We start from the raw sequence: 23,835 nt of genomic DNA, 5'->3' as shown, positions 1-23,835 counted from the left end.
GCGGCGGGGCGCGGGATAACGTGCGGCGGGAGGCCGGCCGCGGACTGCGGTCGGCGGAGGCAGAGGAGCATCGTGCACGTCGCGCAGGTCGGCCCGGGGGCATCGTCGAGCAGGCGGTCGCTGTTCAACGTGGAGAACATCTCCACGCGCGCACTCGGGGCGATCCCGCCGCCGATGCTCGTGCTCGTGGGCGTGGTCAGCCTGCAGGTCGGTGCCGCGTTCGCCAAGCAGCTATTCACCATGGCCGGGGCGTCCGGGGTGGTGGCGCTGCGGTTGACGTTCGCCGCGGTGATCCTGCTGGCGGTGTGGCGGCCGTCGCTGCGCATGGATCGCAAGACGCTGGCGGTGGTCGCCGGGTACGGTGCGGTGCTCGCCGGCATGAACGTCTGCATCTACCAGGCGTTCGAGCGGATTCCGCTCGGTGCGGCCGTCACCATCGAGTTCCTCGGCCCGCTGGCCGTGGCGGTGATCGGCTCCCGCCGCAAGCTGGACATCGTCTGGGCGGTGCTGGCCGGTACCGGCGTGGTGCTGCTGGCCCGCGTGGAAGGCGGGCTGGACTGGGTCGGGGTCGCGTTCGCGCTGATGGCCGGCGCTCTGTGGGCGGGCTACATCCTGGTCGGCGCGAAGCTCGGCAGCCGGACCAGCGGCGGATCCGGGCTGGCCCTGGGCATGGCGTTCGGCGCGCTGGTGGCGGCGCCGTTCGGCATCGCCGAGGCGGGGACGGCGCTGCTGCACCCGGCAGTGCTCATCGCCGGGCTGGTGGTGGCGCTGATGTCCTCGGTGGTGCCGTACTCGCTGGAGCTGGAGGCGTTGCGGCGGATGCCGCCGAGGGTGTTCGGCGTGCTGATGAGCCTGGAGCCCGCGGTGGCGGCGCTGGCCGGGCTGCTGGTGCTGGGCGAGATGCTGGGCGGCTGGCAGTGGGTCGCCATCGGTTGCGTCGTCATCGCCTCGGTCGGCTCGGTCGGCTCGACGAAGGACCGCGACGCGAAGTCGGGCGAAGCGGGTCCCAAGGACACCGGCGCCAACTGATCCCGGTGAGGGTCAGATGGACGGCAGCCGCATGGGGTGCAGGGCGCGCATCAGGGTCAGGAGGGTCCTGTTGAGCGGGACGGGGATGTTGTGCTCGTCCGCGGCGCGCACCAGCGCGCCGGTGATGTGCTCGTGCTCGGTGGGCAGGCCCGCCAACCGGTCGTAGAGCATCGACGTGCCGTTGGTCGGCGGGAACTTCTCGATGTAGTCCGCGAGCACCTTTTCGGCGTCGGCATGGGTCAGCCGGGCGCCTTCGGCGCGGGCGACGTCGACGGCCTCGGCGAGCAGGTCCTTGCTCAGGTCCAGGATGCCGGGCTCGTGCAGCACGTCCAGGCGGCGCAGGGTCAGCGCGGTGATCGGGTTCGGCGCCAGGTTCGTCAGCATCTTCCGCCACGCCGCGGTGCGGAAGTCCGACGTGGTCCGGGCGCTCAGGTCGTCGGTGGAGACCAGCTCGACGAAGCGCGCACCGATCTCGCCGGCCTCGACCTGCATGGTGGCGGGGCCGCGGCGCACCACGTGGCCCGGCCGCACCCGCTCGGCCGCCACGTAGATCAACGCGGGCAGCACCTGGGCCTGCAGGCCCATCCCGGCGATCGATTCGCGGTGCTCGACGCCGTTCTGCACCACCACGACCGGGGCGCGCCCGGCGTCCAGCTTCCGCAGCCAGCCGGCCGCGCTCGCCGCGTCCTGGACCTTCGTCGTCAGCAGGACCCAGTCGAACTCGCCGAGCGCGCCGGGTTCGGTCACCACCGAAACCGGGATCTCCCCGGTGCGGCCCGGGGTTTCCAGCGTCAGCCGGTCGAACGGGGTCCGGACGCACATCGTCACCTGGTGTCCACGGGCATGCGCCGCTTCCGCCAGAACTCCGCCGATACCGCCCGAGCCGATCACCGCGATGCGTTGTGCTGCCACGGGCCCTGACATTACCCGTCGACGCGGGCGCTCCGGTCGACGTCGCCGTACAGAACTGCTTCGAGGTCGTACCGGGTCGGCTCGTCGAGCTGGTCGTAGCGGCAGGATTCCGGGTCGCGGTCGGGGCGCCACCGCACGAACTGAGTGGTGTGCCGGAACCGGCCAGGATGGACGCCTTCGGTGTGGTCGTAGGAAACCTCGACGACGCGTTCCGGGCGCAGCGGCACCCACGGCTGCTCGGTGCTGCTCCAGCGGTTCACCGACCCAGGCAGCCGCCGCCCGTCCGCGGCGTCGGGCCCCATCCACGGGTGCTCGCCGTCGGTGATCAGCTCGGCGAGCTCGGTGGCCAGCGCGCGTCGCTGCGCGGCCGGGAAGGCGCCGACGACGCCGACGTGGTGCAGCACGCCCCGGTCGTCGTACAGCCCGAGCTGCAGCGAACCCACCGCGGTGCCGGGTTCGGTCTTGGCGTGCCAGCGCAGCCCGGCGACCACGCAGTCCGCGGTGCGCGAGTGCTTGATCTTGAACATGGTCCGCTTGCCCGGCAGGTACTGGCCGCCGGTGGGCTTGGCGATCACGCCGTCGAGCCCCGCACCTTCGAACACCCGGAACCACTCCGCAGCGGTGTCCGGATCATCGGTGACCGGCGTGGTGCGCAACCCGCCGTGGTCCAGGCCGAGGCCGGCGAGCAGCTCGCGGCGTTCGGTCTGCGACGCGGCCGTGAGGTCCCGGTCGTCCAGCGCCAGCAGGTCGAAGGCGATGAAGGTGGCCGGCGTCTTCTCGGCGAGCGTCTTGACCCGGCTGGCGGCCGGGTGGATGCGTTCGCCCAGCGCGTCCCAGTCCAGCCGGTCGCCGACGTCGTCGCGCCGGATCACCACGAGCTCGCCGTCCAGCACCGCCGGCCGGTCGAGGTGTTCGGCGACGGTCCGCAGGACCTCGGGGAAGTACCGGTTCAGCGGGCGGCCGGTGCGGGATTGCAGCACTACCGGCTGCTCGGCCTGCGGATCGGCGAACACCAGGCACCGGAAGCCGTCCCACTTCGGTTCGAACAGCAGGCCGCCCTGCCGGGAGATGCCGTCGACCGGGCTGGCCAGCATCGGCTTCACCGGCGGTTGCAGTGGAAGCACCGGGTCCTCCTTGGTCGGTCAGTGGACTCGTTGGCGAGGCGCGCGGTCCAGCTGCAGTCGGATCGCCGTCGGCAACGTATCCAGTCCCAGCGATTCGCGGGCGCGGGAGAGCACCTTCTCGTCGAGTTCTTCCCAAACGTGGCGCACGTTGGTGCCTTCCTGCAACGACAGCGTCAGCCGCAGCGCCGGGCGCTGCACGCTGCCCGCCATCCGGACCCGCGCCCGCTTGACCCCGGTGACCCGCTCGGCGTCGGCGCGCACGGCCTCGGTCAGCGCCGCGCTCGTCACCGTCAGGTCGCCGTTGCCGCGCTCCAGCAGCAGGTCCGGCCGCGGCTCCGGCCGCAGGGCCCGCACCACCCACCACAGGCCGAGCACGAACAGCACGATGCCGAGCACGATCGCAATCGCGATCGCCGCCTGGGAGTTGTCCCGCAGCCACTGCACCAGGATCGGGTCGGCCAGCGGCCGCTGCGCCCGGAAGGTGCCCAGCCAGCCGGTGCCGACCAGGATCGCGACGAGGCCGCCGACCAGCGCGAGCAGCCCGAGCGCGATGACCACGCCGCGTTCGAAGGACATCCCGCGCGCGACCGGTGTCGTGCTCGGTTTGATCTCCTGCCCGGTCATCGCGGCTCCTTCGGCACGGCCACCGACACCAGCACCTTCGGCGTGGTGCGCAGCGGCAGGTCCTGCACGGCGTGTTCGGCCGTTTCGGTCAGCCGGGCGCGCAGGTCACCCGGTTCCCGGAACTGCGCGGTCGCCTTCACCTGGACCCGCTTCGCGCCGGCGGTGACCGAAGCGCCCGCGACACCGTCCTGGTCGCGCACCTGGTGCCCGACCAGCCGGGCCAGCGAGCGCCGGTCGGTGGTCACGGTGACCTCCGGCGCCGGGTCGTGCAGCCGGATGTCCTTGGTCCCGGCGTTGATCGCGATGAGCACCAGGAGCACGCCCACCACCGCGACCACCGCCGCGGTCGCGATGACCTGCGGGTCGTGCCAGGACGACGCGCTCAGTCCGAAGTGGACTTGCTGCCAGGGCACGATGAGGCCGCCGGTGCCGGGCCGCGCCAGGACCCACACCGCCTCGATCGTCAGGAGCGCGCCGGCCGCCGCGACGGCCAGGCCCAGCAGCGTGGTGATCAGGCGTACCAACAGGCGCATGGCTCACTCCACCCGTGGCGGTACGTCGGCGGGGACGAGGGCGGACACGGTCACGTCCACGGTGCGAACGCGGAACTCGGTGAGCCGCTGCAGCTCCGTGCCGACCCGTTCCCGCATCGACGCCACGGTTTCGCGCACCGGCGCCGGGTAGCGCAGCGCGACGTCGAGCCGGATCCGCAGCGCGTCGTCCGGGCCGAACACCTGCGCCGTGGCGCCGTGCTGGCCGCCGCCGAGCCGGTGGCGGCGCCGGGCGCTGCCGGGATCCTGGTCGGCGGTGTGCTCGGCGATCTTGCGCAGCACGGTGCGGCTGATATGCAACCGGCCCCGCTCGGCCGGATCGTCGCCGCGGTCGGGTTCCTCGGCCGTGACCGGCCCGGTGGTGGCCGTCATCGGTCTCGGCCCCGGCCCAGGATGTCGCCGATCTCCAGCTCCCCGTCTAGGACCCGGCCGATCACCAGGCCGACGGCGCCGACCGCCAGCGCGATCAGGAACCCGGTGAAGCCGGCGACCGCCGCGGCGGTACCGAGGATGAGGCCGGCGAGCAAGCCGGTCTGCGTCGCGTTCATGGGTGCAACCCTCCTGCTGAGGAACTGACTTGGATGATCACCGGACTCGTGGTGGCCGGTTGCGGCGCGCCCGGCGGGCGCGGATCCGGTGCAGCAGCCCGCGAATCCCGCGCGGCCGGCGCACCACGACGATCGGTGCGTCGTAGCGGTCGCGCGGCCGGTGGCACCGGAGCTCGGCGAGGCCGGCGGCGAAGACTTCCGGGTCGCCGCCGACGTCCGGGTGGTTGGCCCGGACGAAAGCGCGGATCGCTGCCCGCGTGGTGGCCGGATGGCGCTGCACAGGCCCCATCATGCGCTTCTCCGCGGCTCGTCGGTGATCACGTCGGCCACGGTGATGTCCACCGGGGCCGCGCCGAGCACCTCGGCCAGCGCGCCGCGGATCTCGCCGAGGATCTCCGGCAGCGGCCGGTCCAGGCGCAGCACCACGCCGATCTCCGCGGCGCCCGAATCGGGCAACCGCACCCCGACGATCTTGCTGCCGGGCTGGTACGACGCGATCTCGCCGAACTGCCCGCCGTGCAGCCGGACGACCGAGGGATGGGCGAGCACCCGATCGGCCAGCTCGCCGGCGGAAACCTGTTCCGGCATGTCGAACTCGTCCTCCACGAAAACGATCGGTTTTGCTGTCGGGCTACTCGACGCGGGACGTGGCCTGCTGGCCGGTCTCCTCGCCGTCCTCTTCGGGCAGATGGATGTCGTTGACCGCGATGTTGACCTCGATGACCTCCAGCCCGGTCATCCGCTCCACCGCGGTGATCACGTTGCGCCGCACCGCCCGCGCGAGGTCCACGATGGACGCGCCGTACTCCACGACGATGTCCAGGTCGACCGCGGCCTGCTTCTCGCCGACCTCCACCTGAACTCCCGAGGTGGAGGAAGTTCCGCTACCGCCCGGGATCCGGTCCCGGATGGCGCCGAAGGCCCGGGACACCCCGCCGCCCATCGCGTACACGCCGGAGATCTCGCGGGCCGCGATGCCGGCGATCTTCTGCACCACGGACGCGGCGATGGTGGTCTTGCCCTGGGAGGTTTCGTCGGCCAGGCGGGCGGGCGCGGTGCCGGTCCGGGTCTCCGGGATGCGCCGGCTCTCGGTGCTCCGCTCGGTCGTGGCCTGCGCGTTCTGCGGGTTCCCGCTGTTCTGGGCCATGAAGATCCAGCTCCTTCCCGGTTTCGCCGATGCCGCGGCGGCTCGGCTTTGCTCGTACGTGCTCTGATGCATCTGTTCGACGTGATCTTCTGTGGATGTGAGCCACACCACCCATTGTGACGCTGCCGTCACCCGGCTTCCGGCGGCTGGACGTCGACCACCCGCACCCACACGGCCGGCGCGCCCGCGCCGAGGGCCTCGCTCAGCGCGGCGGTCAGCTCGTGGTGGATCGCGTCGGCCAGCTCCGGAGCGGGCAGCGGGTAGCGGACCGCCAGATCCACCCGCACCTCGTCGACGTCGCCGACGCAGCCGCGCAGGTGCACCCCCGGCCGCTCGGCGATGAGCCCCAGGCACAGCCTCCGCGTCAGCAGCACCACCGCCTGCGGTGAGACACGCAGCTTGCCCCCCTCCTGGGCGAGCTCCACCGGAGCCGCGCCGCGGCCGCCCCGCACCCCGCGCACCGCCATCAGGGCGCGCTCCACCAGCCCGTGCGGCGGCTCGATCGGCAGGCGCGCGGTTCGCCGCACCGGCGCCCAGTCGGAGTCCAGCTCGGCGAGCCGGGCCTGGCAGTGCCGGCAGGTCGGGATGTGCTCGGCGAGCTCCGTTGGGGCGCTGTCGGCGAGGAAGTCCAGCAGCATGCCGTCGGTGCGGCCGCATGGCAGCACGCGGTCCGGGTCGAAGGAGCGGTCATCCATCGCGCATCTCCTTCAGCCTGGCGAGCAGCGTTGCCCGCGCCCGGTGCAGGCGGGACCGCAGCGCGGCCACCGGCACGTCGAGCATCTCGGCGATCTCCTCGTAGCTCAGCCCCTCCAGCTCGCGGAGCACCAGCGGGATGCGCTGGGAGGGTTCGAGCGTCGCGATCGCGCGGTGCACGCGGGCCACGTCCTCGGTGCGGACGACGTGGCCCTCAGGATCGACCGCGATGCGGTCGGAGATCAAATCGGCGGTCGGTTCCAGCGGGACGGTCGGCTTGCGGCGGCGCAGGTTGGCCAGGGCCGCGTTGGTGACCACCCGGTACAGCCAGGTGGTCGGCGCCGATTCACCGCGGAACCGGTCCAGCGACCGCCAGGCGGACACCCACGCCTCCTGGACGGCGTCCTCGGCCTCGGCGGAATCCCCGAGGATCCGGTACGCCACCCGGTACATCTTGGCGGTGTGGCGGCGGACCAACGCGTCGAACGCCGTCGCGTCGCCGCGCTGAGCGGCAGCCACCAGGGCTTCGTCCGCACCGGCCCCAACTGTCACGCACGCATTCTCGCGTAACGAAGCAGGAGCAGCGATTCCGCGTGCAGGGCGGACCGCAGGTGCATCCGCCGAGGCGCCTCGACACCGGCGCCCGCCGCGATCCGGCCCGCGTCGCCGCTGGCCAGCAGCGGGGACAGGGTGAGGCACAGCTCGTCGACGAGGTCCTCGTCGACGAGGTTGCCGAACAGCGTCGGGCCGCCTTCGCAACCGATGCGGCGCAGGCCCCGCGCGTCCAGCGCGTCCAGCACCGCGCGCAGATCCACCCGTTCGTCGCCGGCGACGACGACGTCGGCGCCCGCGTCGGCGAGCGCGGTGCGCCGCGACAGCGGAGCGGCGTCGCAGGTGAGCACGATCGGCGGCACCAGGGTGTCGGTGAGCAGCGGCGAGTTGGGCGGCAGCGACGCGCGCGCGGTGACCAGCGCGATCGGCGGCACCTCGGACAGGCCAAGCCGCTGCCGGCGCTCGGCGCGGACCTCGTTGCGCTTCACGCCGCGGTAGCCCTCGACCATCGCCGTGCCGACGCCGACCAGCACGACGTCGGAGAGGTCGCGGATCAGCCCGAGGACCCGCTGGTCGATCGGCGCGGACAGCCCGCGCGAGCTGCCCCGGACGGTCACCGCGCCGTCGAGGCTGGAGACGAAGTTCACCCGCACCCAGGGCCGTTCCAGCTGCTCCGGGTACGCGTAGAACTCCTCCAGTTGGTCGTCCACCTGCTGCGCGCCGTCGACCGGCCAGAGCTTTTCCACCACGGCTCAATCCCACCACGCGCGCCGGGTCGGCGGGTGAGCAGGAGCACGCGACCGCACGGCCGGGAAACCCGTCTTCGGTTATAAGGTCGGCGCATGAGTTCTCCCCGTCTGGTCGACCGCCGTCCCGAGATGACCCCGGACGAGCTGGTCCAGGCGATGACGCCGCCGCCCATGTTCGACGCGGTGCGCTTCGACACCTACATCCCGAACCCGGACGAGCCGAGCCAGGAGCAAGCGGTCCGGGACTGCTCAGCCTTCGCCGACCGGATCAACGCCACCGCCGGCGGCGGGTCGTGGCTGCGCGGGGTGTTCGGCCGGAAGAAGAACGACGACGTCAAGCGGGGGCTCTACCTGGACGGCGGGTTCGGCGTCGGCAAGACGCACCTGCTCGCGTCGCTGTGGCACGCCGTCGAGGGGCAGAAGTCCTACGGCACGTTCGTCGAGGTCACCAGCCTGGTGGGGGTGCTCGGCTTCGCCGAGACCGTCGAGCGGCTCTCGAAGCACCGGCTGCTGGCCATCGACGAGTTCGAGCTGGACGACCCGGGTGACACGATGCTGGTCACCCAGCTGATCGCGAAGCTCACCGACGCGGGCGTGCACGTCGCCGCGACCTCCAACACGCTGCCCGACAAGCTGGGCGAGGGCCGGTTCGCTGCGGCGGACTTCCTGCGCGAGATCCACGCGATGTCCGCGCGGTTCGGCGTGGTGCGGGTCGACGGCCCGGACTACCGGCACCGCGGGCTGCCGGACGCGCCGCCGCCGATGAGCGACGACGAGCTGACGCGGCTCGCGGAGGCCACCGACGGCTCGACGCTGGACGACTTCGACGGGCTCTGCGACTTCCTGGCCGGGCTGCACGCCTCGAAGTACGGCCGCCTGGTCGACGGGATCACCGCGGTGCACCTCAGCGGCGTGCACGCGGCGCCGGACCAGGACGTCGCGTTGCGGCTGGTCGCACTCGCGGACCGGCTCTACGACCGGGCGATCCCGGTGCGGGTCTCGGGAGAACCGCTGTCGGCGCTGTTCACCGACGAGATGCTGCAGGGCGGCTACCGGAAGAAGTACCTCCGCGCGATCAGCCGCCTCACCGCGCTCTCCCGGGATCTCGCCAAGTCCTGACCCGAAACCAGTGAACGGACCGTTCCGCCTAACGCGGCGAACGGTCCGTTCACTCTTTCTTCGGGCGTCTTGCTCGCGGGTCAGGTGGTGAGGACCGCTTCGATCGCGTCGAGGCCGGTGTCGAGCTCGGCCTTGGTGATCACCAGCGGCGGGGCGATTCGCAGCGTCGTGTCCTGCGTTTCCTTGCACAGCACGCCGCGCTCGGCTAGCGCCTCGCTGGCCTGGCGGCCCGTCGGCCCGCCTGCGGCGAGCTCCACTCCGGCCCACAGGCCGCGGCCTCGCACCTCGACCGCTCCGCGGCCGACGAACTCGCCGAGCCGCGCGTGCAGGTGCGCTCCCAGTTCGCGCGAGCGCTCCTGGAACTCGCCGGTGCGCAGCAGGCGCACCACGGCTCGGCCGACCGCGCAGGCCAGCGGGTTGCCGCCGAAGGTGGAGCCGTGCTGGCCGGGCTGCAGGACGCCGATGACGTCGTCGCGGCCGACCACCGCCGACACCGGCAGGATGCCGCCGCCGAGCGCCTTGCCGAGGGTGTAGAGGTCGGCGCGGATGCCGTCGTGCTCGCTGGCCAGCAGCTCGCCGGTGCGGGCGAGTCCGGATTGGATCTCGTCGGCGATCAGTAGCACGTCGTGGTCGTCGCAGAGCCTGCGCAGCCGGGGCAGGTAGTCGGCCGGTGGCACGATCACGCCCGCCTCGCCCTGGATGGGCTCGACCAGGATGGCCGCGGTGCGTTCGGTGATCGCGGCCTCGACAGCGGCGGCGTCGCCGTATTCGGTGACGATGAATCCCGGCGTGTACGGGCCGAATTCGTCGTGCGCGACCGGGTCGGTGGAGAACGACACGATGGTGGTCGTGCGGCCGTGGAAGTTGGATCCGGCCACGATGATCTCGGCCCGGTTCTCCGGCACGCCCTTGACCCGGTACGCCCACTTCCGGGCGATCTTGATGGCGGACTCGACGGCCTCCGCGCCGGAGTTCATCGGCAGCACCCGGTCGGTGCCGGTGAGTTCGGCGAGCTCGCGGCAGAACGGGCCGAGCTGGTCGTGGTGGAACGCGCGGCTGGTGAGGGTGACGCGGCCGAGCTGCTCGGTGGCGGCGGCGATCAGGTCCGGGTGGCGGTGCCCGAAGTTCAACGCCGAGTACCCGGCCAGGAAGTCCAGGTACTGCCGTCCGTCCACATCGGTCATCCAGGCGCCGGACGCCTCGGCGACCACGACCGGCAGCGGGTGGTAGTTGTGCGCGCTGTACTGATCGTCGAGCGCCCGGTACCGGGCGGCTTGCGACGAGGCTTCGAGGTGCGACGGAACGACAGTCATGGCCATAAGGTTATGTCGACGATGGCGCAGATTTCATCCGCAAGGCGTTGCTTTCAATGGCGATCTGTTGCGTGATAATCAAGAATTCCGGAGGTTCGTTGTCTCGACGGGGGAGCGGGGCGGGCTCTTGACATCATGGACGCGGTGAGGTTTCCGCGGACTGGGAAGGCGAGGCGCTGATGCCGGACAACGGGGAGTACCGGGTCTACCTGGGGGCGTACACCGGATCGGAATCGGCGGCCGACGGGATCCGGCTGGCGATCGCCGATGCCGGCGGGGTGCTGCGGTGCACCGAGAGCGTGGCCGAGGCATTCGATCCGTCCTTCCTCGCGATGGCACCCGATGGGGCGACGCTGTTCGCGGTCAGCGAGCTGCGGGAAGGCCGGGTCATCGCCTTCGCGGTGCGCGCCGACGGCACGCTCGACGAGATCAACTCCCAGCCGACGCTGGGCGCCGCGCCCTGCCACCTGAGCGTGCACCCGTCCGGCAAGTACCTGCTGACCGCCAACTACGAGTCCGGGAACCTCGTGGTGCATCCGATCGCCGAGGGCGGCGTGCTGCGCGAGCCGTGCCACGTGGTGCAGCACAGCGGCAGCGGGCCGAACCCGCAACGCCAGGAGGGCCCGCACGCGCATCAGGTGCTGCCCGATCCGGCCGGCCGCCACGTGCTCGCCGTGGACCTGGGCACCGACTCGGTCTACGTCTACGGCTTCGACGTGGACAGCGGTCACCTGGTGCTCAAGCACGAGGTCCCGTTGCGGGCCGGTGCCGGGCCGCGGCACCTGGCGTTCCACCCGGATGGGGAACGCGCCTACGTGCTCAACGAGCTGGCGTCCTCGATCACCGAGTTCGGCTACGACCCCGGGACCGGGGTGCTGGAGCCGGGGCGGACGCTGTCGATGCTGCCGCCGGGCTACGGGCAGCCGAACCTGGCCGCCGAGGTCGTGGTGACGCCGGACGGCCGGTTCGTGCTCGGATCGAACCGGGGCCACGACAGCATCGCCGTGTTCCGCGCGGACTCCAGCGACGGCGAGTTCCGGCTGGTCGACATCCGCGCGGCGGGCGTGGCCGAGCCCCGCCACATCGCGCTGTCGCCGGACGGCCGGGTGCTGTTCGTCGCGGGCCAGCGCAGCAACGACGTGCAGGCGTTCGGCATCGCGGACAACGGCGACCTGACGCCGCTGAGCGAGCCGGTGCCGACCCCGACCCCGGTATGCGTCCTCCCGGCGGGCTGAAAGCGGCCCGGGTTACGGGATGTGGGTGCTGTAGCGGCCGAAGGCGTACTGGTTCAGCGCCGTTCGGGCCCGGCGGGCCTCCTGGCGGCGGGTCAGCCAGCCGCCCGTGGCTCCGATCGGGAAGACCCGGGCGCCGCCTCGGTAGGCGGGGGTGCGGTGCCACCACTTCGAGGCCGGCTTCGAACCGTTGGCCAGCCACACCACCAGCGCCGCCCGCTTGCCGTTGTCGACCACGTCGACCCGGTTCACCTGGCTCCACGGGATCTCCCGGGTCAGGCCCAGCCGGGTGATCAGCAGCCCGTCGCTGTTGATCTTCAGGTGCAGACTCGGCAGCAGCACCCGCCCGATCGACCAGAGCATGCTGATGGTCAGCAGCAGCATGCCCAGCCGGAAGATCGCGACATGTTCGGCCGAAAGGCTGCCGTAGGTGTCGAACACCCGGCTGGCGCCGAAGAGGATCAACCCGCAGACCAGCGCCGACATCGAGGCGCGGAACCGGCCGCCGGTGGCGAACACCGGGCCGGGATTGTCCTTGCGCACCCGCGCCAACGGGCGCTGGTCCTGCGCGGTCTGCCTCGGGCGCGCCGGGACGATCTTGTCCCGCATGTTTCCGGGAGCCACCGGCGCGGGAGCCGCCGCTGCGGGAACCACCGGAGCGGGAACCACCGGAGCGGGCGGAACCGGCGCGGGGGGCGCCGCGCTCTGCGTCTGCGTGTAGGCGCGCGTTCCGGGCTTGGGCGTCGCCGGAACCTGCTGCGGCGGGGGAGTGTCGGGCAGCGGCGCGTTCGCCGTCTGCTGCAACTGGGTGGCGTGCTGGGCGATCACGTCGCTGATCGCGGGCGGCAGCCAGGCATTGCCCTGCGGGCTGGACTCACCGATCCCGTCCAGCAGGTCGCCGGGCGTTGGCCTGTCGGCCGGTTCTTTCGCCAGGCAGGCCGCCAGCAGCGGCCGCAGCCCGTCGGACACCTGGGACAGGTCGGCCTCGGCGTGCACCACCCGGTACAGCAGGGCTGCCGTGCTCTCCTCACCGAACGGGCCGGTGCCGGTCGCGGCGAAGACGAGCACCGCGCCGAGCGAGAACACGTCGCTGGGCGGGCCGACTTCGGTGCCGAGGGTCTGCTCCGGGGAGAAGAAGCCGGGCGTGCCCAGGAACATGCCGGTCGCGGTCAGGGCGTTGCCGGCCATCGCCCGCGAGATGCCGAAGTCGATCACCCTCGGCCCGTCCGGGCCGAGCAGCACGTTGGCCGGCTTCAGGTCGCGGTGCACCAGGTGCGCGCGGTGGATCGCGCCGAGCGCCTCGGCCAGTCCGGCGGCCAGGCTGCGCACCGTGGCTTCCGGCAGCGGGCCGTGATCCACCACGGCCTGGTGCAGCGTCGGCCCGGGCACGTACTCGGTGGCCAGCCACGGCTGCTCGGCGGTCGGGTCGGCGTTGACGACCGCGGCGGTCCAGAAGCCGCCTACCGAGCGCGCGGCGTGCACCTCGCGGCGGAACCGCTCGCGGAACTCCGGGTCTTCGGCGAGGTCGGCCCGGACGACCTTGACGGCCACCACGCGGCCGCCGCGGGAGCGGCCGAGGTAGACGCCGCCCATGGCGCCGCGGCCCAGCCGGGCGAGCAGCCGGTAGTCGCCGACCCGCGTCGGGTCGCTGGCCAGCAACGGCTGCACGGGACCTCAGCCTCCTGCCTCGAAGATCGTGGATTCGTCCCCCATGAGCTTACGGATCCGCGACCTCGGCGTGCGCCGGTGCACCGGACCCGTCCCGGCGGCGGTGCGCTGGTAATCGAATACTTGGCTTCGTTCCAACCTTTTCTCCGAGTGTTCGTTGTGGGTATGATCCGGCGCACTGCGAGCCCGAGGGAACGATCATGCGGATCCGAGCGGAGGCGCTTCGTGACGTCCACCGAGCAGGAACGACCCGCCGTCGCGCTGCACGGCGTCGGCAAGCGGTTTCCCGGGGTGGTCGCGGTCTCCGACGTCACGCTCGCCATCCCGCCCGGCGAGGTGCACGTGTTCGCCGGGGAGAACGGGGCGGGCAAGTCGACGCTGATGAAGCTGATCGCGCAGGTCGAACAGCCCAGCAGCGGGCGCATCGAACTGGACGGCGTCGCGGTCGCCTACCAGGGGCCCGGCGCGGCCCGGCGGCTCGGCGTCTCCATGGTTCACCAGGAGTTCGCGCTGGCGCCGGACCTGTCGGTGGCCGAGAACCTGTTCATCGGCCACGAACCCGGCCGCGGCGGGTGGATCTCGCGGGCCGAGGAACGCCGCGCCGCGCGGGAACTGCTCGGCCACGTCGGCCTGGACATCGATCCTGGGCGGCGGGTGGCGCTGCTGTCCACTGCGGAGCAGCAGCGCGTCGAGCTGGCGAAAGCCCTTGCGGTGCAGGCGAAAGTGCTCATCCTGGACGAGCCCACGGCCAGCCTCACCGAGCGGGAGACCGAAGAGCTGTTCGGCATCGTCCGGGAGCTGACCGCCAAGGGCATCGCGGTGCTCTACATCTCGCACCGGCTGGACGAGATCTTCGAGATCGGCGACCGGGTGACCGTGATGCGCGACGGCGCGGTCGTCGCCACCCGGCCGGTGACCGAACTGGACGAGGCCCAGCTGGTGCAGCTCATGGTCGGCCGCGACGTGGAGAACCTGTACCCGCGCAACCACAACGCGCCCGGCGAGGTGCGGTTGAGGGTCGACGGGCTCACCCGCGACGACGTCGTCCGCGACGTCTCCTTCGAGGTCCGGGCCGGCGAGATCGTCGGGCTGGCCGGGCTCGTCGGGGCCGGGCGCACCGAGCTGGCGCGCGCGGTGTTCGGCGCGGAGCTGCCGGACGCGGGCACGGTCACCCTGGACGGCAAGCGGTTGCGCATCCGCGGCCCGTCCGACGCGATCGCCGCCGGCATCGGATACCTCACCGAGAGCCGGAAAGCCGATGGTCTTGCCCTCCAACTGGGGGTGGACAAGAACATCACGATGGCGAAGCTGCCGATGCGCGCCGGGCTGATCGACCTCGCCGCCGAGCGGCGGGTCGCCGAACGGGAGCGCGACGGCTTGCGCATCCGGGTGCCGTGGGTGGGCCGCCCGGTGCGGCTGCTCTCCGGCGGCAACCAGCAGAAGGTGGTCCTGGCGCGGTGGCTGGAGACCGGCGCGGAGGTGCTGTTCTTCGACGAACCCGGCCGCGGCATGGACGTCGGGGCCAAGTCGGAGATGTTCCAGCAGATGGATTCCCTTGCCGCGCGCGGGAAAGCGGTGGTGTTCATCTCCAGCTACCTGCCGGAGCTGCTGAACATGTGCGATCGGATCCTGGTCATGCGCGGCGGACGGATCACCGGGGAGGTCCGCCGCGCGGAGTTCTCCGAGGAACGCGTCGTCGCGCTGGCGACCGGAGCCCGCAACCTCGAAAACGGGGGCAACCATGACTGAGCAGACCAAGTCACCGTCCACTGGGGACCGCGGCCTGCTGGGCGTGCTGGGAGACCGGCTCTCCGGCGCGGTCTCGCAGGTCGCCGCGGCAGGCGCGCTGATCGTCGTGTTCATCGTGCTGTCGATCGTCGCGCCGTCCTTCCTCACCGCGGACAACCTGTTCAACCTGGGCTCGCAGACCTCGGTGAACGCGGTGATGGCGGTCGGCGTGACGCTGGTGATCATCACCGGCGGCATCGACCTGTCGGTGGGTTCGGTGGCGGCGCTGTCCGGGGTGCTCGGGGTGGTGCTGATGGCCGACTACGGCTTCAACCCGCTGGTGGGCATCGTCGGCGGCATCCTGGTCGGCGCGGTGGCCGGGCTGGTGAACGGGCTGCTGGTGTCGGTGGTCGGGTTGCCGCCGTTCATCGCCACCCTCGGCATGCTCAGCGTCGCCCGCGGCCTGGTGCTGATCGCCACCGGCGCGGTCGCGGTGTTCGGCGCGCCGGAGTCGTTCCGGCTGCTCGGGCAGGGCGTCATCGGCGCGATCCCGATCCCGGTGCTGCTCATCGCGCTCGTCGCCGTGGCCGGGCACGTGGTGCTCACCCGCACCCGCCTCGGCCGCTACTCGTACGTGATGGGCTCCAACATGGAGGCCGCGCGGCTGTCCGGCGTGCCGGTGCGGCGCTACACCACCGCCGTCTACGTGCTCTCCGGCGCGCTGGCCGGGCTCGGCGGCATGATCGCGGCGTCCCGGATCTACTCGGGCCAGCCGAACTTCGGCGAGGGCCTGGAACTCGACGTGATCGCCGCGGTCGTCATCGGCGGGGCGAGCCTGTTCGGCGGTCGCGGCACCGTGTGGGGCTCGCTGATCGGGGCGTTTCTGGTCGCCGTCATCCGGAACGGGGCGGTCCAGCTCAACATCAGCACCTTCTACCAGAACGTGCTGATCGGCGTGATCATCTGGCTGGCGGTCTGGTGGGACCGGTACCAACGACGCAAGCTCGGCGGTGACGCCGGATGACGAATTCGTTCTGCGTAGCGGTGCGGGTAGGGCCGTCTTCGCCAGGAAGCGCCTGAGAACCCGCGGCGGTGCAGGTTGTGGGGGTGGGCTGAGCGGCTTCGTCGCTTCAAGGCAAGACCCGAACACCAACTCAGTAGGCCGCGATGAGCAAGGGAGCTCGGCGATGAAGAAGGTACTGACCGCGACGTGCGTGTTGCTCTCGGTTGCTGCTGCCGGGTGCAGCGTCGGGGTGCGCGAGCAGACCGGCGGCGGTGGCCAGCAGGGCGGGCCGATCAAGCTGGCCGTGGTGCCGAAGGCGATCGGGTTCGACTTCTGGGAGAAGGTGCGGGTCGGCGCCGAATGCGCCGGGTCCAAGCACCCGGACGTGACGATCCACTGGGACGGCGTGCACGCCGAGAGCGACGTCAGCGGTCAGCAGAGCCTGCTGCAGGACCTGCTTTCGCAGGGCGACGTCAAGGGCCTGGTGTACGCGGCGACGGACGCCAAGGCGCTGGCCGACATCACCAAGTCCGCGCAGGGCCAGGGCACCACGGTGGTCAACATGGACTCCGGCACCACGCCGCAGCCGCCGGACGTGCCGGTGTTCGCGACGAACAACGTCGCCGCCGCGGAGCAGGCCACCGACGCGCTCGCCGAGCAGCTCGGCGGCCAGGGCAAGGTGGCGTTCATCGAGTTCCAGCCCGGCACGAGCACCAACGAGACGCGCGCCGAGGGCTTCAAGAAGGGCCTGGCCAAGCACCCCGGGTTGCAGCTGGTCGCGCAGCAGTCCAGCGACAGCGACTACAACCGGGCGCTGCAGGTCACCCAGGACATCCTCACCGCGAACCCGGACCTCAACGCCATCTACGCGGCCAACGAGCCCAGCGTGCTCGGCGCGGCCGAGGCGGTGCGGCAGGCGGGGAAGGCCGGCCAGGTGAAGGTCATCGGCTGGGACACCTCGGAGGGCGAGATCCAGGGCCTGCGGGACGGCGTGATCACGGGCCTGATCGCGCAGAACCCGTTCAAGATGGGCTACGCGTCGGTCAACGCGGCGATCGGCAAAATCCGCGGCTCGGCGGACCCGCTGCCGAACCCGGACACCGGAGCGGTGCTGATCACCAAGCAGAACGTCGACGGCCCCGACGTCCAGAAGCTCTTGAATCCCACCTGCGAAAACCCGCCCGCCTGAGCGATTTCCCATCACCCGATCGGTTAAGGATGGGGGCGTGTTAGACCGCCTGAGCGGGTCGAACGCGCCTTTCACCTGCGGCCGGGTCGGGGAGTCGCGGCGGTGGCGGTGAGAATGTCGCGGTGGTTACCGCGATCGTGAATCCGCTGGTGCAGGAGATCCTCGACCTGGTCGGGATCTTCGCCTTCGCGCTCTCCGGCGCGCTGCTCGCCGTGCGGAAGCGCTTCGATGCCGTCGGCATCGTGGTGCTGGCCGAGGTGACCGCGCTGGGCGGCGGGCTGTTCCGGGACCTGGTGATCGGCGCGGTGCCGCCGGTGGCGTTCACCAACGTCGCCTACTTCACCACTCCGCTGGTCGCCGCGGTCGTGGTGTTCTTCTGGCATCCGAGGCTGGCCCGGATCCGGCGGTTCGTGATGTTCTTCGACGCGGTCGGCCTCGGCGTGTTCTGCGTGGCGGGCAGCATCAAGGCGCTGAACTACGGCATGCATCCGCTGGCGGCGATCGCGCTCGGCGCGGCGACGGCGATCGGCGGCGGCGTGGCCCGGGACGTGCTCGCCGGCGAGATCCCGGCGCTGCTGCACCCGAAGAGCGAGATCTACGCGGTGCCCGCCCTGCTCGGCAGCGCGCTGGTGTCGATCCTGGCCGTGGCGAACGCGGTGACGCCGGTCACCAGCTCGCTCGCGGCGCTGCTCGCGATCGTCGTCCGGCTGCTCGCCCTGCGCTACGGCTGGCGGGCGCCGCTGGCCCGGGGAACCGGGGCCGACAAAAGCTAGGAGTCCCGCCGGAGCACTTCCAGCGCGGTGTCGGCGTGCGCGGCCATCCGGAACTCGTTGCGGATCACCGCGAGCACCCGCCGCTGCTCGTCGATGACGAACGTGTGCCGCTTCACCGGGATCGGGCCGAACCGCCGCTTCACACCGAACTGGCGGGCCACCGTGCCGTCGAAGTCGGACAGCAGCGGGAAGCCGAAGCCGTGCGCGTCGGCGAACTTCTGCTGCTTCGCGACCGGATCCGTGCTGATCCCGACCGGCTGGGCGCCGAGCTCGGCGAACTCCGTTGCCAGATCGCGGAAGTGGCAGGTCTCCGCGGTGCAGCCGGTGGTCATCGCCGCGGGGTAGAAGAACAGCACCACGGGGCCGTCGGCCACCAGGTCGGACAGCTTGCGCTCGGTGCCGCGCTGGTCGGTCAGCGCGAAGTCCGCCACCACGTCGCCTTCTCGCATACTGCCTCCTCGAAGGACTCGGGACACAAAGGGTATGCGCACCGCCGCATACCTGGACGGCCAGCCCGGATTCGCCACCGGCTGTCGGGAGTCGCCCCTACTGTTGCCGATCATGAACTTGAAAGGCAAGAAGGTCGTTCTGGCGGAACCGGAAGGTCCCGTCGCCCGGGAGGAGCTGGCGCAGCGGCTGGCGGAGCTCGGGGCTCAGGTGGTAGCCGCGGGATCTGAACGGCCGGACGTGGTGCTGGCCGGGGAAGTCGTGTTCTCCGTGCGATTACCGGATCTGGAGGAGCAGAAGCTCGGCGTGCCGATTCTGCCGGAGGCCGAGCTGTACGAGGTGCTGCTCCGCGCCGAGCAGGCCGGGGATTCCGGCGCGGCCTTCGTGGATCACGACGCGCTGGCGGCGGCCGACCCGGCGGAAGTGCTCGGCCTGCTGCAGGAAGCGGACTGGGCGGCGTTCGCGCCGGAGCGGGATCTGCCGCCGTTGCGCGAAAAACTGGTTGCGCTCGAACGCGAGCACGGCGTCACGCAGGCGCACCGGCTGGCGACCGAGCGGCTGGTGGCGCGGGGTGCGCGGCTGCGTCATCCGCACGCCCATCCCGCCTACGAGGCCGGCGGCTCGTTCATCGACTTCGAGCTCAGCCCATGCGGTCGTCACCTGGCCACCGGGCGGTGGGACATGATGGATGCCGAGGCCGGTGTCCTGCAGATTTGGGAGTTGAGCACCGGGCGCGCCGTCAATGAGATCGTGATCGACGGCGGTGTCGGGTGGTCGGGCGACCGGGACACGGTGCAGTGGTCGGCCGACGGCACCCGCCTCGCCGTCGGGTTCTGCACCAACCAGGTCGGGGTCTGGGACCCGTTCGGCCAGAGCCGCAATCCCTTCGGCTGCGCGGATGTGACGGACGGGAACGACTCTTCCGCGACCTTCGCGCTGGCCCCCGACGGGCGGCGCGCGTACATCAGCATGCGCACGGGGCACGAGGTGATGGGCTGCCTCGCGGCGCTGGACCAGGGCGAAGTCGTCTACGCCCACCAGTTCCAGCACGTCGAAGGGACGCAACCCGAACTGCTGCCCGAGCCGATCCCGGAGGAGATCAAGCAGCTGCGCGGACCGTCGCAGATCGGCCGCGACGGAGAACCCGACCGATACGAGTGGTTCTTCGACCGGGTGCGGTGGTCGCGCGACGGCACGAGGCTGCTGGGGGACAGCGGCCCGGCGGTCTGCGCCGTGGACCTGCCGGGCGGGCGGATGCGCTGGTTCGCGCGCATCGGCGACACCCACTGGAACGGCTTGAGCATGCCGGTCGCCTGGAGCCCGGATGACCGGTTGGTCGCCGCCGTCGCGAGGGGCGAATCCCGAGGCGAGCCCGGCACGTTGACCGTCCTCGACGCCCGCACCGGCGATCAGATCGGCGAATCCGTTGAGCAGGCTCCGGGCATGCTGCACTGGGGCATGCGCGGTGACGCCGCGCGGCTGGCGATCGTGCTGCCGGACGGCGGCGGTGTCGACGTCCACGACGAGGACGGCCGCCGCTGCCACCTCGACATCGACGTGACCGAGCAGATCGGCATGCACGAAAACGGCATGGAGCGGCCCTGGGCGTGGGACCCGGCGGGGGACCACGGCGCGTGCCTGACTGCGGACGGGCAGATCGACGTGTGGTCGCTGGGCGACGAGCCGGCGCACTTGCGGTCGATCGACGCGCCGGAGGAGACGACAGCGGTGCTGTGGGGCGCCGACGGTGTGCTGGCCGTGATCGGGGAGAACACGCTGCGCTTCGTGCGCGCCTTCACGGGCGAGGTCCTCGGCGACTTCCAGTTGGGCCAGGAATCCGGCGAAGAGCGCGAGGCCGAGGAGGGCGATTTCCTGGGCGACATGTTCCAGGAGGATTCGTTCCCGCTGGACGAGTCGACCTGGTGCACCATCGCCAAACCGGCCGTGGGCCCGGCGGCGTCCCTGGTGATCGCGCCGCAGGACCGGGATGCCGATCTCGATGCGGTGCTGGCCTGGACCGTGGACCGGCGCTTCGCCTGGCCCGTGCGGTGGGGCGTCCTGGACATCGTCGAGGACTTCGATGCCGCGGAGGCCGCGCTGCAAGGATGACTCTTCCGCCGTGCCCGTACGCTGGCCGCACGGGGCACGGCGGCGTCCGGTCAGCGCGCCGAAATTCGGCGCTGCTGCAGGAAAAGCCCGACGACGAGCACCAGTGCCATCAGGATTCCCATCGTCAGCACGGAACCCGAGATGGTGAGCCGGTCCGCCAGCAGTGCCACCGCCACGAGCAGCGCGCAGCCCACCGCCGTCAGCACCAGGACCGGCGGGCCCGCGTCGGCCATCTGGGAGTGCAGGGCGGCCGTCGTCACCAGGTAGACGATCAGCGGGATCGCGACGGTCAGCGCCGCGGCGACGGTGCTCACGTGCGCCTCGTGGGCGTTGGCGTCGATGGCCACCTCCAGCCCGGCGCCGACCGCGGCGATCGCGGCGAACACCAGGTAGTGGCCGTAACCCCAGGCCAGCGGGGCGCGCTTCGAGTCGCGCAGCTGCTCGACCGCGGAATGCTTGAAGTAGATCCACCACATCGCGAAGATCATCAGCAGTCCACCGAAGCCGATCTCCAGCAGCTCCGCCGACCAGCCGCCGTCGGCGACGTCCTCCTGGATCGCGGCGGTCACGGCGAGCACCACCTCGCCGAGCACGATGATCGTGAACAGCCCGTAGCGCTCCGCGATGTGGTGCGGGTGCCAGGCGGTCTGCCGGCGTTTCTCGGCGAACGCCGGAACCGCGAGTTCGGCCAGCACCAGCGCCGCGAATCCGGCCTCCGCCCACGGGTGCGGCAGCGCCAGGCGCAGGATCCAGCCGATCTGCACCACCGTCACGCCGCCCGCGTAGCGCAGCGCGGCGGCGCGTCCCTCGGGATGTTGCCGGGCCGCGCGCAGCCACTGGGCGACCATCGCCACGCGCATCACCACGTAGCCGATGGTGACGATGGTGAAGTCGTAGTCGTGGAACGCCGCGGGCACCCCGGCGGCGAGCACCAGCACCCCGGCCATCTGCAGCAGCGTCAGCGCGCGGTAGGCCACGTCGTCGGTGTCGTAGGCGGAGGCGAACCAGGTGAAGTTCATCCACGCCCACCAGATCGCGAAGAACACCATGAGGTAGCCGATGCCGTACTCGGCGAAGTGCCCCTCAGCGAGCCCGTGGTGCAGCTGCACGGCGGCCTGGCCGACGGCGGCGACGAAGCACAGGTCGAACAGCAGCTCCAAGGGCGTGGCCACGCGGTGTTGTTCCGCCGGGTCGCGCGCGACCATCGGGCGCCGGAGGGGTGGGATGTTCATGGCCGGGATTCTCTCGAAGCCGAACCCGACCCGCTAAGACGGCGCGCCCGCGGGTAGCCGGAGGACATGCCCGAACTGCCCGATGTTGAAGGATTCCGCCGGGTCGCGGAGCAGGCGGACCACCGCCAGGTGCGTGACGTGCGGGTGCACGACGCGCAGGTGTTGCGAGGTGTCGGCACCGACGAGTTCCGGCTCGCGTTGCGGCGCAGGTACTTCGCCGAGCCGCGACGGCACGGCAAGTGGCTGCTGATCGCGACGGCCGCCGCCCCGAACGCCTCGGCGGCCCCGCCGACGGTGCTCGTGCACTTCGGCATGACCGGGAATCTCCAGTGGTGCGCCCACGACGACGAACTGCACCCGCACGACCGGGTCGTCTTCGACTTCGCCGCCGGCGAACTCCGCTACCGGGACATGCGGAAGCTGACCGGCATCCACCTCGCGCGAGAACAGGCCGAAGTGGACGATCTGCTGGCCGAGCTCGGCCCGGACGCGCAGCGGATCGACGCCGCCGAGTTCGGCTCGCGCCTCACCCGCACCCGGCGCCGCCTCAAGCCCGCGCTGATGGATCAGTCGGTGCTCGCCGGGCTCGGCAACATCTGCGCCGACGAGATCCTCTGGCGGGCCCGGATCAGCCCGAACCGCTCCACGGCGGAGCTGAGCGATGACGATCTCGACCGGCTGCACCGCGAGATGCGCGAGATGTTGCGGGTGGCCGTTCGCGCCGGCCGGGTTCCGGACGGGGCATCGTGGCTGACCGGGCACCGCGACGAGCCGGACCGGCGGTGTCCGCGGTGCTCGTCGGCCTTGCGGCGCTTGCGGATCGGCGGCCGCAGCACCCTCTTCTGCCCGGTGTGCCAGCCGGAGTGACCGACGAGCACCCATGCCCGGAGTGCATGCATTCATGCGCAGATCGTGTTGTAACATGAAAGAACTTCAGGGGGTCAGGGTCGGTCCGGGGGGTCCGACCGCGCGGAGCCGGGCCCGGGGGATGTGGTCCGGCTCCGTCCGGCCCCATCCATCCCGCACTGCGGTGTGATCGACGTGTCCTAGCGCACTGTTCACCGGTCGGTAATCGCTGTTTTTGGCATGATCTGGCCGACGAAGGCCCTGCAGCGGCAGCGCAGCCGGAAGCGGAAGGATCGGTGTGGTGACGAAGATCGAACGCCTGGGAGTCGTCGGTGGCGGGCAGATGGGTGGCGGCATCGCCGAGGTCGGCGCCCGCGCCGGCATCGACGTGATCGTGTGCGAGGTCAACGCCGACGTCGCCCGCGCCGGCCGCGCCCGGCTGTGGAAGTCGCTCAACCGCGGGGTGGAGAAGGGCAAGCTCACCGAGGCCGAACGCGACGAGGCGCAGGCCCGGCTGCACTTCACCACCACGGTCACCGACCTCGACGACCGGGACATGGTCATCGAGGCGATCGCCGAGGACGAGGGGCTGAAGCTCAAGCTGTTCGCCGAGCTGGACAAGGTGGTGGCCGACCCGGAGGCGATCCTGGCGTCGAACACCTCGTCCATCCCGATCGCCAAGCTCGCCGCCGCCACCGAGCGCCCGGAGCGCGTCATCGGCGTGCACTTCTTCAACCCGGTGCCGGTGCTCAACCTCGTCGAGCTGGTGCCGTCGCTGCTGACCGCCGAGGAGACGGTGGCGCGGGCCGCGGCGTTCGCCGGCGAGCAGCTGGGCAAGGAAACCATCCGGGCCAAGGACCGGTCCGGGTTCATCGTCAACGCGCTGCTGGTGCCGTACCTGCTGTCGGCGATCCGGATGCTGGAGGGCGGCTTCGCCACCGCCGAGGACATCGACAAGGGCATGGTGCTGGGCTGCGCCCACCCGATGGGCCCGCTGCGCCTGTCCGACCTGGTCGGCCTGGACACCTTGAAGGCCATCGCGGACTCGCTGTACGCGGAGTACGCGGAGCCCACCTACGCGGCCCCGCCGCTGCTGCAGCGGATGCTCGACGCGGGCCTCAAGGGCAAGAAGACCGGCAAGGGCTTCTACACCTACGACAACTGACCGGTCGCGTGGTCGTGAGTGCGAAAACCGGCTCTTACCGGCAATGGCAGGGCCGAACAGCTGAGCGTCGATCCCGGCGTGA

Annotated in this window: 26 protein-coding genes; 10 read left to right on the top strand and 16 right to left on the bottom strand. The window is 71.4% G+C overall.

Annotated features, from left to right (window positions below):
• Window positions 1–72 precede the first annotated feature (72 nt).
• Entirely contained in the window at window positions 73–1,029 is a 957-nt protein-coding gene (locus AB0I53_RS06450) for a DMT family transporter (protein ID WP_358597430.1), read from the top strand.
• Window positions 1,030–1,041: 12 nt separating this feature from the next.
• Here AB0I53_RS06450 and AB0I53_RS06445 read toward each other — a convergent pair whose 3' ends face one another.
• The 12 genes from AB0I53_RS06445 to AB0I53_RS06390 all read right to left on the bottom strand — a co-directional run bounded on the left by AB0I53_RS06445 (window position 1,042) and on the right by AB0I53_RS06390 (window position 7,929).
• Complete coding sequence (locus tag AB0I53_RS06445; protein WP_358597427.1) at window positions 1,042–1,941, bottom strand: 2-dehydropantoate 2-reductase; 900 nt, start codon at window positions 1,939–1,941, stop codon at window positions 1,042–1,044.
• 11 nt (window positions 1,942–1,952) lie between these two features.
• Window positions 1,953–3,065, bottom strand: coding sequence for an ATP-dependent DNA ligase (locus AB0I53_RS06440; protein WP_358597424.1), 1,113 nt, complete (start codon window positions 3,063–3,065; stop codon window positions 1,953–1,955).
• An 18-nt stretch (window positions 3,066–3,083) separates the two neighbouring features.
• Window positions 3,084–3,689 (bottom strand): alkaline shock response membrane anchor protein AmaP, encoded by a 606-nt coding sequence (gene amaP / locus AB0I53_RS06435; RefSeq protein ID WP_358597421.1) that lies wholly within the window; start codon window positions 3,687–3,689, stop codon window positions 3,084–3,086.
• The gene (locus tag AB0I53_RS06430) at window positions 3,686–4,222 is read right to left on the bottom strand and encodes a DUF6286 domain-containing protein (protein ID WP_358597418.1); all 537 of its coding nucleotides are present in this window, start codon (window positions 4,220–4,222) and stop codon (window positions 3,686–3,688) included. The genes amaP and AB0I53_RS06430 overlap by 4 nt, the downstream gene beginning before the upstream one ends.
• A gap of 3 nt (window positions 4,223–4,225) precedes the next feature.
• A complete protein-coding gene (locus tag AB0I53_RS06425) occupies window positions 4,226–4,612 on the bottom strand; it encodes an Asp23/Gls24 family envelope stress response protein (protein ID WP_358597416.1) in 387 nt (128 codons plus the stop codon).
• The gene (locus AB0I53_RS06420) at window positions 4,609–4,788 is read right to left on the bottom strand and encodes a hypothetical protein (RefSeq protein WP_093264953.1); all 180 of its coding nucleotides are present in this window, start codon (window positions 4,786–4,788) and stop codon (window positions 4,609–4,611) included. The genes AB0I53_RS06425 and AB0I53_RS06420 overlap by 4 nt, the downstream gene beginning before the upstream one ends.
• A gap of 37 nt (window positions 4,789–4,825) precedes the next feature.
• Window positions 4,826–5,080: a hypothetical protein gene (locus AB0I53_RS06415; protein WP_358597413.1), complete on the bottom strand. Its 255-nt coding sequence runs from the start codon at window positions 5,078–5,080 to the stop codon at window positions 4,826–4,828.
• Window positions 5,077–5,394 carry a hypothetical protein gene (locus AB0I53_RS06410; RefSeq protein ID WP_358597410.1) on the bottom strand — a complete coding sequence of 106 codons (318 nt, stop codon included), beginning with the start codon at window positions 5,392–5,394 and terminating at the stop codon, window positions 5,077–5,079. The genes AB0I53_RS06415 and AB0I53_RS06410 overlap by 4 nt, the downstream gene beginning before the upstream one ends.
• Window positions 5,395–5,419: 25 nt before the next feature.
• Window positions 5,420–5,935 carry an Asp23/Gls24 family envelope stress response protein gene (locus AB0I53_RS06405; protein ID WP_358597408.1) on the bottom strand — a complete coding sequence of 172 codons (516 nt, stop codon included), beginning with the start codon at window positions 5,933–5,935 and terminating at the stop codon, window positions 5,420–5,422.
• Window positions 5,936–6,063: 128 nt separating this feature from the next.
• Window positions 6,064–6,630 (bottom strand): hypothetical protein, encoded by a 567-nt coding sequence (locus tag AB0I53_RS06400; RefSeq protein ID WP_358597405.1) that lies wholly within the window; start codon window positions 6,628–6,630, stop codon window positions 6,064–6,066.
• Window positions 6,623–7,180: a sigma-70 family RNA polymerase sigma factor gene (locus tag AB0I53_RS06395; RefSeq protein WP_358597403.1), complete on the bottom strand. Its 558-nt coding sequence runs from the start codon at window positions 7,178–7,180 to the stop codon at window positions 6,623–6,625. Before AB0I53_RS06395 ends, AB0I53_RS06400 begins: the two co-directional genes overlap by 8 nt.
• Window positions 7,177–7,929 (bottom strand): pyrimidine reductase family protein, encoded by a 753-nt coding sequence (locus tag AB0I53_RS06390; RefSeq protein ID WP_358597400.1) that lies wholly within the window; start codon window positions 7,927–7,929, stop codon window positions 7,177–7,179. The genes AB0I53_RS06395 and AB0I53_RS06390 overlap by 4 nt, the downstream gene beginning before the upstream one ends.
• A gap of 93 nt (window positions 7,930–8,022) precedes the next feature.
• Here AB0I53_RS06390 and zapE point away from each other — a divergent pair, with 93 nt between their 5' ends.
• Window positions 8,023–9,048 (top strand): cell division protein ZapE, encoded by a 1,026-nt coding sequence (gene zapE, locus AB0I53_RS06385; protein WP_358597397.1) that lies wholly within the window; start codon window positions 8,023–8,025, stop codon window positions 9,046–9,048.
• 80 nt (window positions 9,049–9,128) lie between these two features.
• Here zapE and rocD read toward each other — a convergent pair whose 3' ends face one another.
• Entirely contained in the window at window positions 9,129–10,361 is a 1,233-nt protein-coding gene (gene rocD, locus AB0I53_RS06380; protein ID WP_358597395.1) for an ornithine--oxo-acid transaminase, read from the bottom strand.
• A 179-nt stretch (window positions 10,362–10,540) separates the two neighbouring features.
• On the opposite strand from rocD, the gene AB0I53_RS06375 reads away from it, so the two are divergent.
• Window positions 10,541–11,596, top strand: a complete 1,056-nt coding sequence (locus AB0I53_RS06375) for a lactonase family protein (RefSeq protein ID WP_358597392.1) — start codon at window positions 10,541–10,543, stop codon at window positions 11,594–11,596.
• Window positions 11,597–11,608: 12 nt separating this feature from the next.
• Here AB0I53_RS06375 and AB0I53_RS06370 read toward each other — a convergent pair whose 3' ends face one another.
• A complete protein-coding gene (locus AB0I53_RS06370) occupies window positions 11,609–13,261 on the bottom strand; it encodes a serine/threonine-protein kinase (protein WP_358597390.1) in 1,653 nt (550 codons plus the stop codon).
• A gap of 225 nt (window positions 13,262–13,486) precedes the next feature.
• Between AB0I53_RS06370 and AB0I53_RS06365 the strand changes: the two genes are divergently transcribed.
• The 4 genes from AB0I53_RS06365 to AB0I53_RS06350 all read left to right on the top strand — a co-directional run bounded on the left by AB0I53_RS06365 (window position 13,487) and on the right by AB0I53_RS06350 (window position 17,954).
• A complete protein-coding gene (locus AB0I53_RS06365; protein ID WP_358597387.1) occupies window positions 13,487–15,010 on the top strand; it encodes a sugar ABC transporter ATP-binding protein in 1,524 nt (507 codons plus the stop codon).
• On the top strand, window positions 15,003–16,013 hold the full coding sequence (locus tag AB0I53_RS06360; protein ID WP_358597384.1) for an ABC transporter permease: 1,011 nt from the start codon (window positions 15,003–15,005) through the stop codon (window positions 16,011–16,013). The genes AB0I53_RS06365 and AB0I53_RS06360 overlap by 8 nt, the downstream gene beginning before the upstream one ends.
• Before the next feature lie 163 nt (window positions 16,014–16,176).
• Window positions 16,177–17,181: a substrate-binding domain-containing protein gene (locus AB0I53_RS06355; RefSeq protein WP_358597381.1), complete on the top strand. Its 1,005-nt coding sequence runs from the start codon at window positions 16,177–16,179 to the stop codon at window positions 17,179–17,181.
• A gap of 122 nt (window positions 17,182–17,303) precedes the next feature.
• Entirely contained in the window at window positions 17,304–17,954 is a 651-nt protein-coding gene (locus tag AB0I53_RS06350; protein ID WP_358597378.1) for a trimeric intracellular cation channel family protein, read from the top strand.
• Here AB0I53_RS06350 and AB0I53_RS06345 read toward each other — a convergent pair.
• Complete coding sequence (locus AB0I53_RS06345) at window positions 17,951–18,403, bottom strand: peroxiredoxin (RefSeq protein WP_358597375.1); 453 nt, start codon at window positions 18,401–18,403, stop codon at window positions 17,951–17,953. The two genes, AB0I53_RS06350 and AB0I53_RS06345, sit on opposite strands and share 4 nt — an antisense overlap.
• Window positions 18,404–18,515: 112 nt before the next feature.
• Between AB0I53_RS06345 and AB0I53_RS06340 the strand changes: the two genes are divergently transcribed.
• Window positions 18,516–20,510 (top strand): hypothetical protein, encoded by a 1,995-nt coding sequence (locus AB0I53_RS06340; RefSeq protein WP_358597372.1) that lies wholly within the window; start codon window positions 18,516–18,518, stop codon window positions 20,508–20,510.
• A 50-nt stretch (window positions 20,511–20,560) separates the two neighbouring features.
• Here AB0I53_RS06340 and AB0I53_RS06335 read toward each other — a convergent pair whose 3' ends face one another.
• Window positions 20,561–21,742 carry a low temperature requirement protein A gene (locus AB0I53_RS06335; protein ID WP_358597369.1) on the bottom strand — a complete coding sequence of 394 codons (1,182 nt, stop codon included), beginning with the start codon at window positions 21,740–21,742 and terminating at the stop codon, window positions 20,561–20,563.
• 66 nt (window positions 21,743–21,808) lie between these two features.
• Between AB0I53_RS06335 and AB0I53_RS06330 the strand changes: the two genes are divergently transcribed.
• Together AB0I53_RS06330 and AB0I53_RS06325 are read left to right on the top strand one after the other, a co-directional pair.
• The gene (locus AB0I53_RS06330; protein ID WP_358597366.1) at window positions 21,809–22,609 is read left to right on the top strand and encodes a DNA-formamidopyrimidine glycosylase family protein; all 801 of its coding nucleotides are present in this window, start codon (window positions 21,809–21,811) and stop codon (window positions 22,607–22,609) included.
• Between the two features lie 280 nt (window positions 22,610–22,889).
• Window positions 22,890–23,753, top strand: a complete 864-nt coding sequence (locus AB0I53_RS06325; protein ID WP_358597363.1) for a 3-hydroxybutyryl-CoA dehydrogenase — start codon at window positions 22,890–22,892, stop codon at window positions 23,751–23,753.
• Window positions 23,754–23,835: the final 82 nt, after the last annotated feature.

Origin of the sequence: Saccharopolyspora sp. NPDC050389 (genome assembly GCF_040655595.1) — a bacterium.
In the GTDB taxonomy this organism is placed as follows: domain Bacteria; phylum Actinomycetota; class Actinomycetes; order Mycobacteriales; family Pseudonocardiaceae; genus Saccharopolyspora.
The sequence above is the reverse complement of the archived record's forward strand: the minus strand, read 5'-3'. Positions and strand labels throughout refer to the sequence as shown.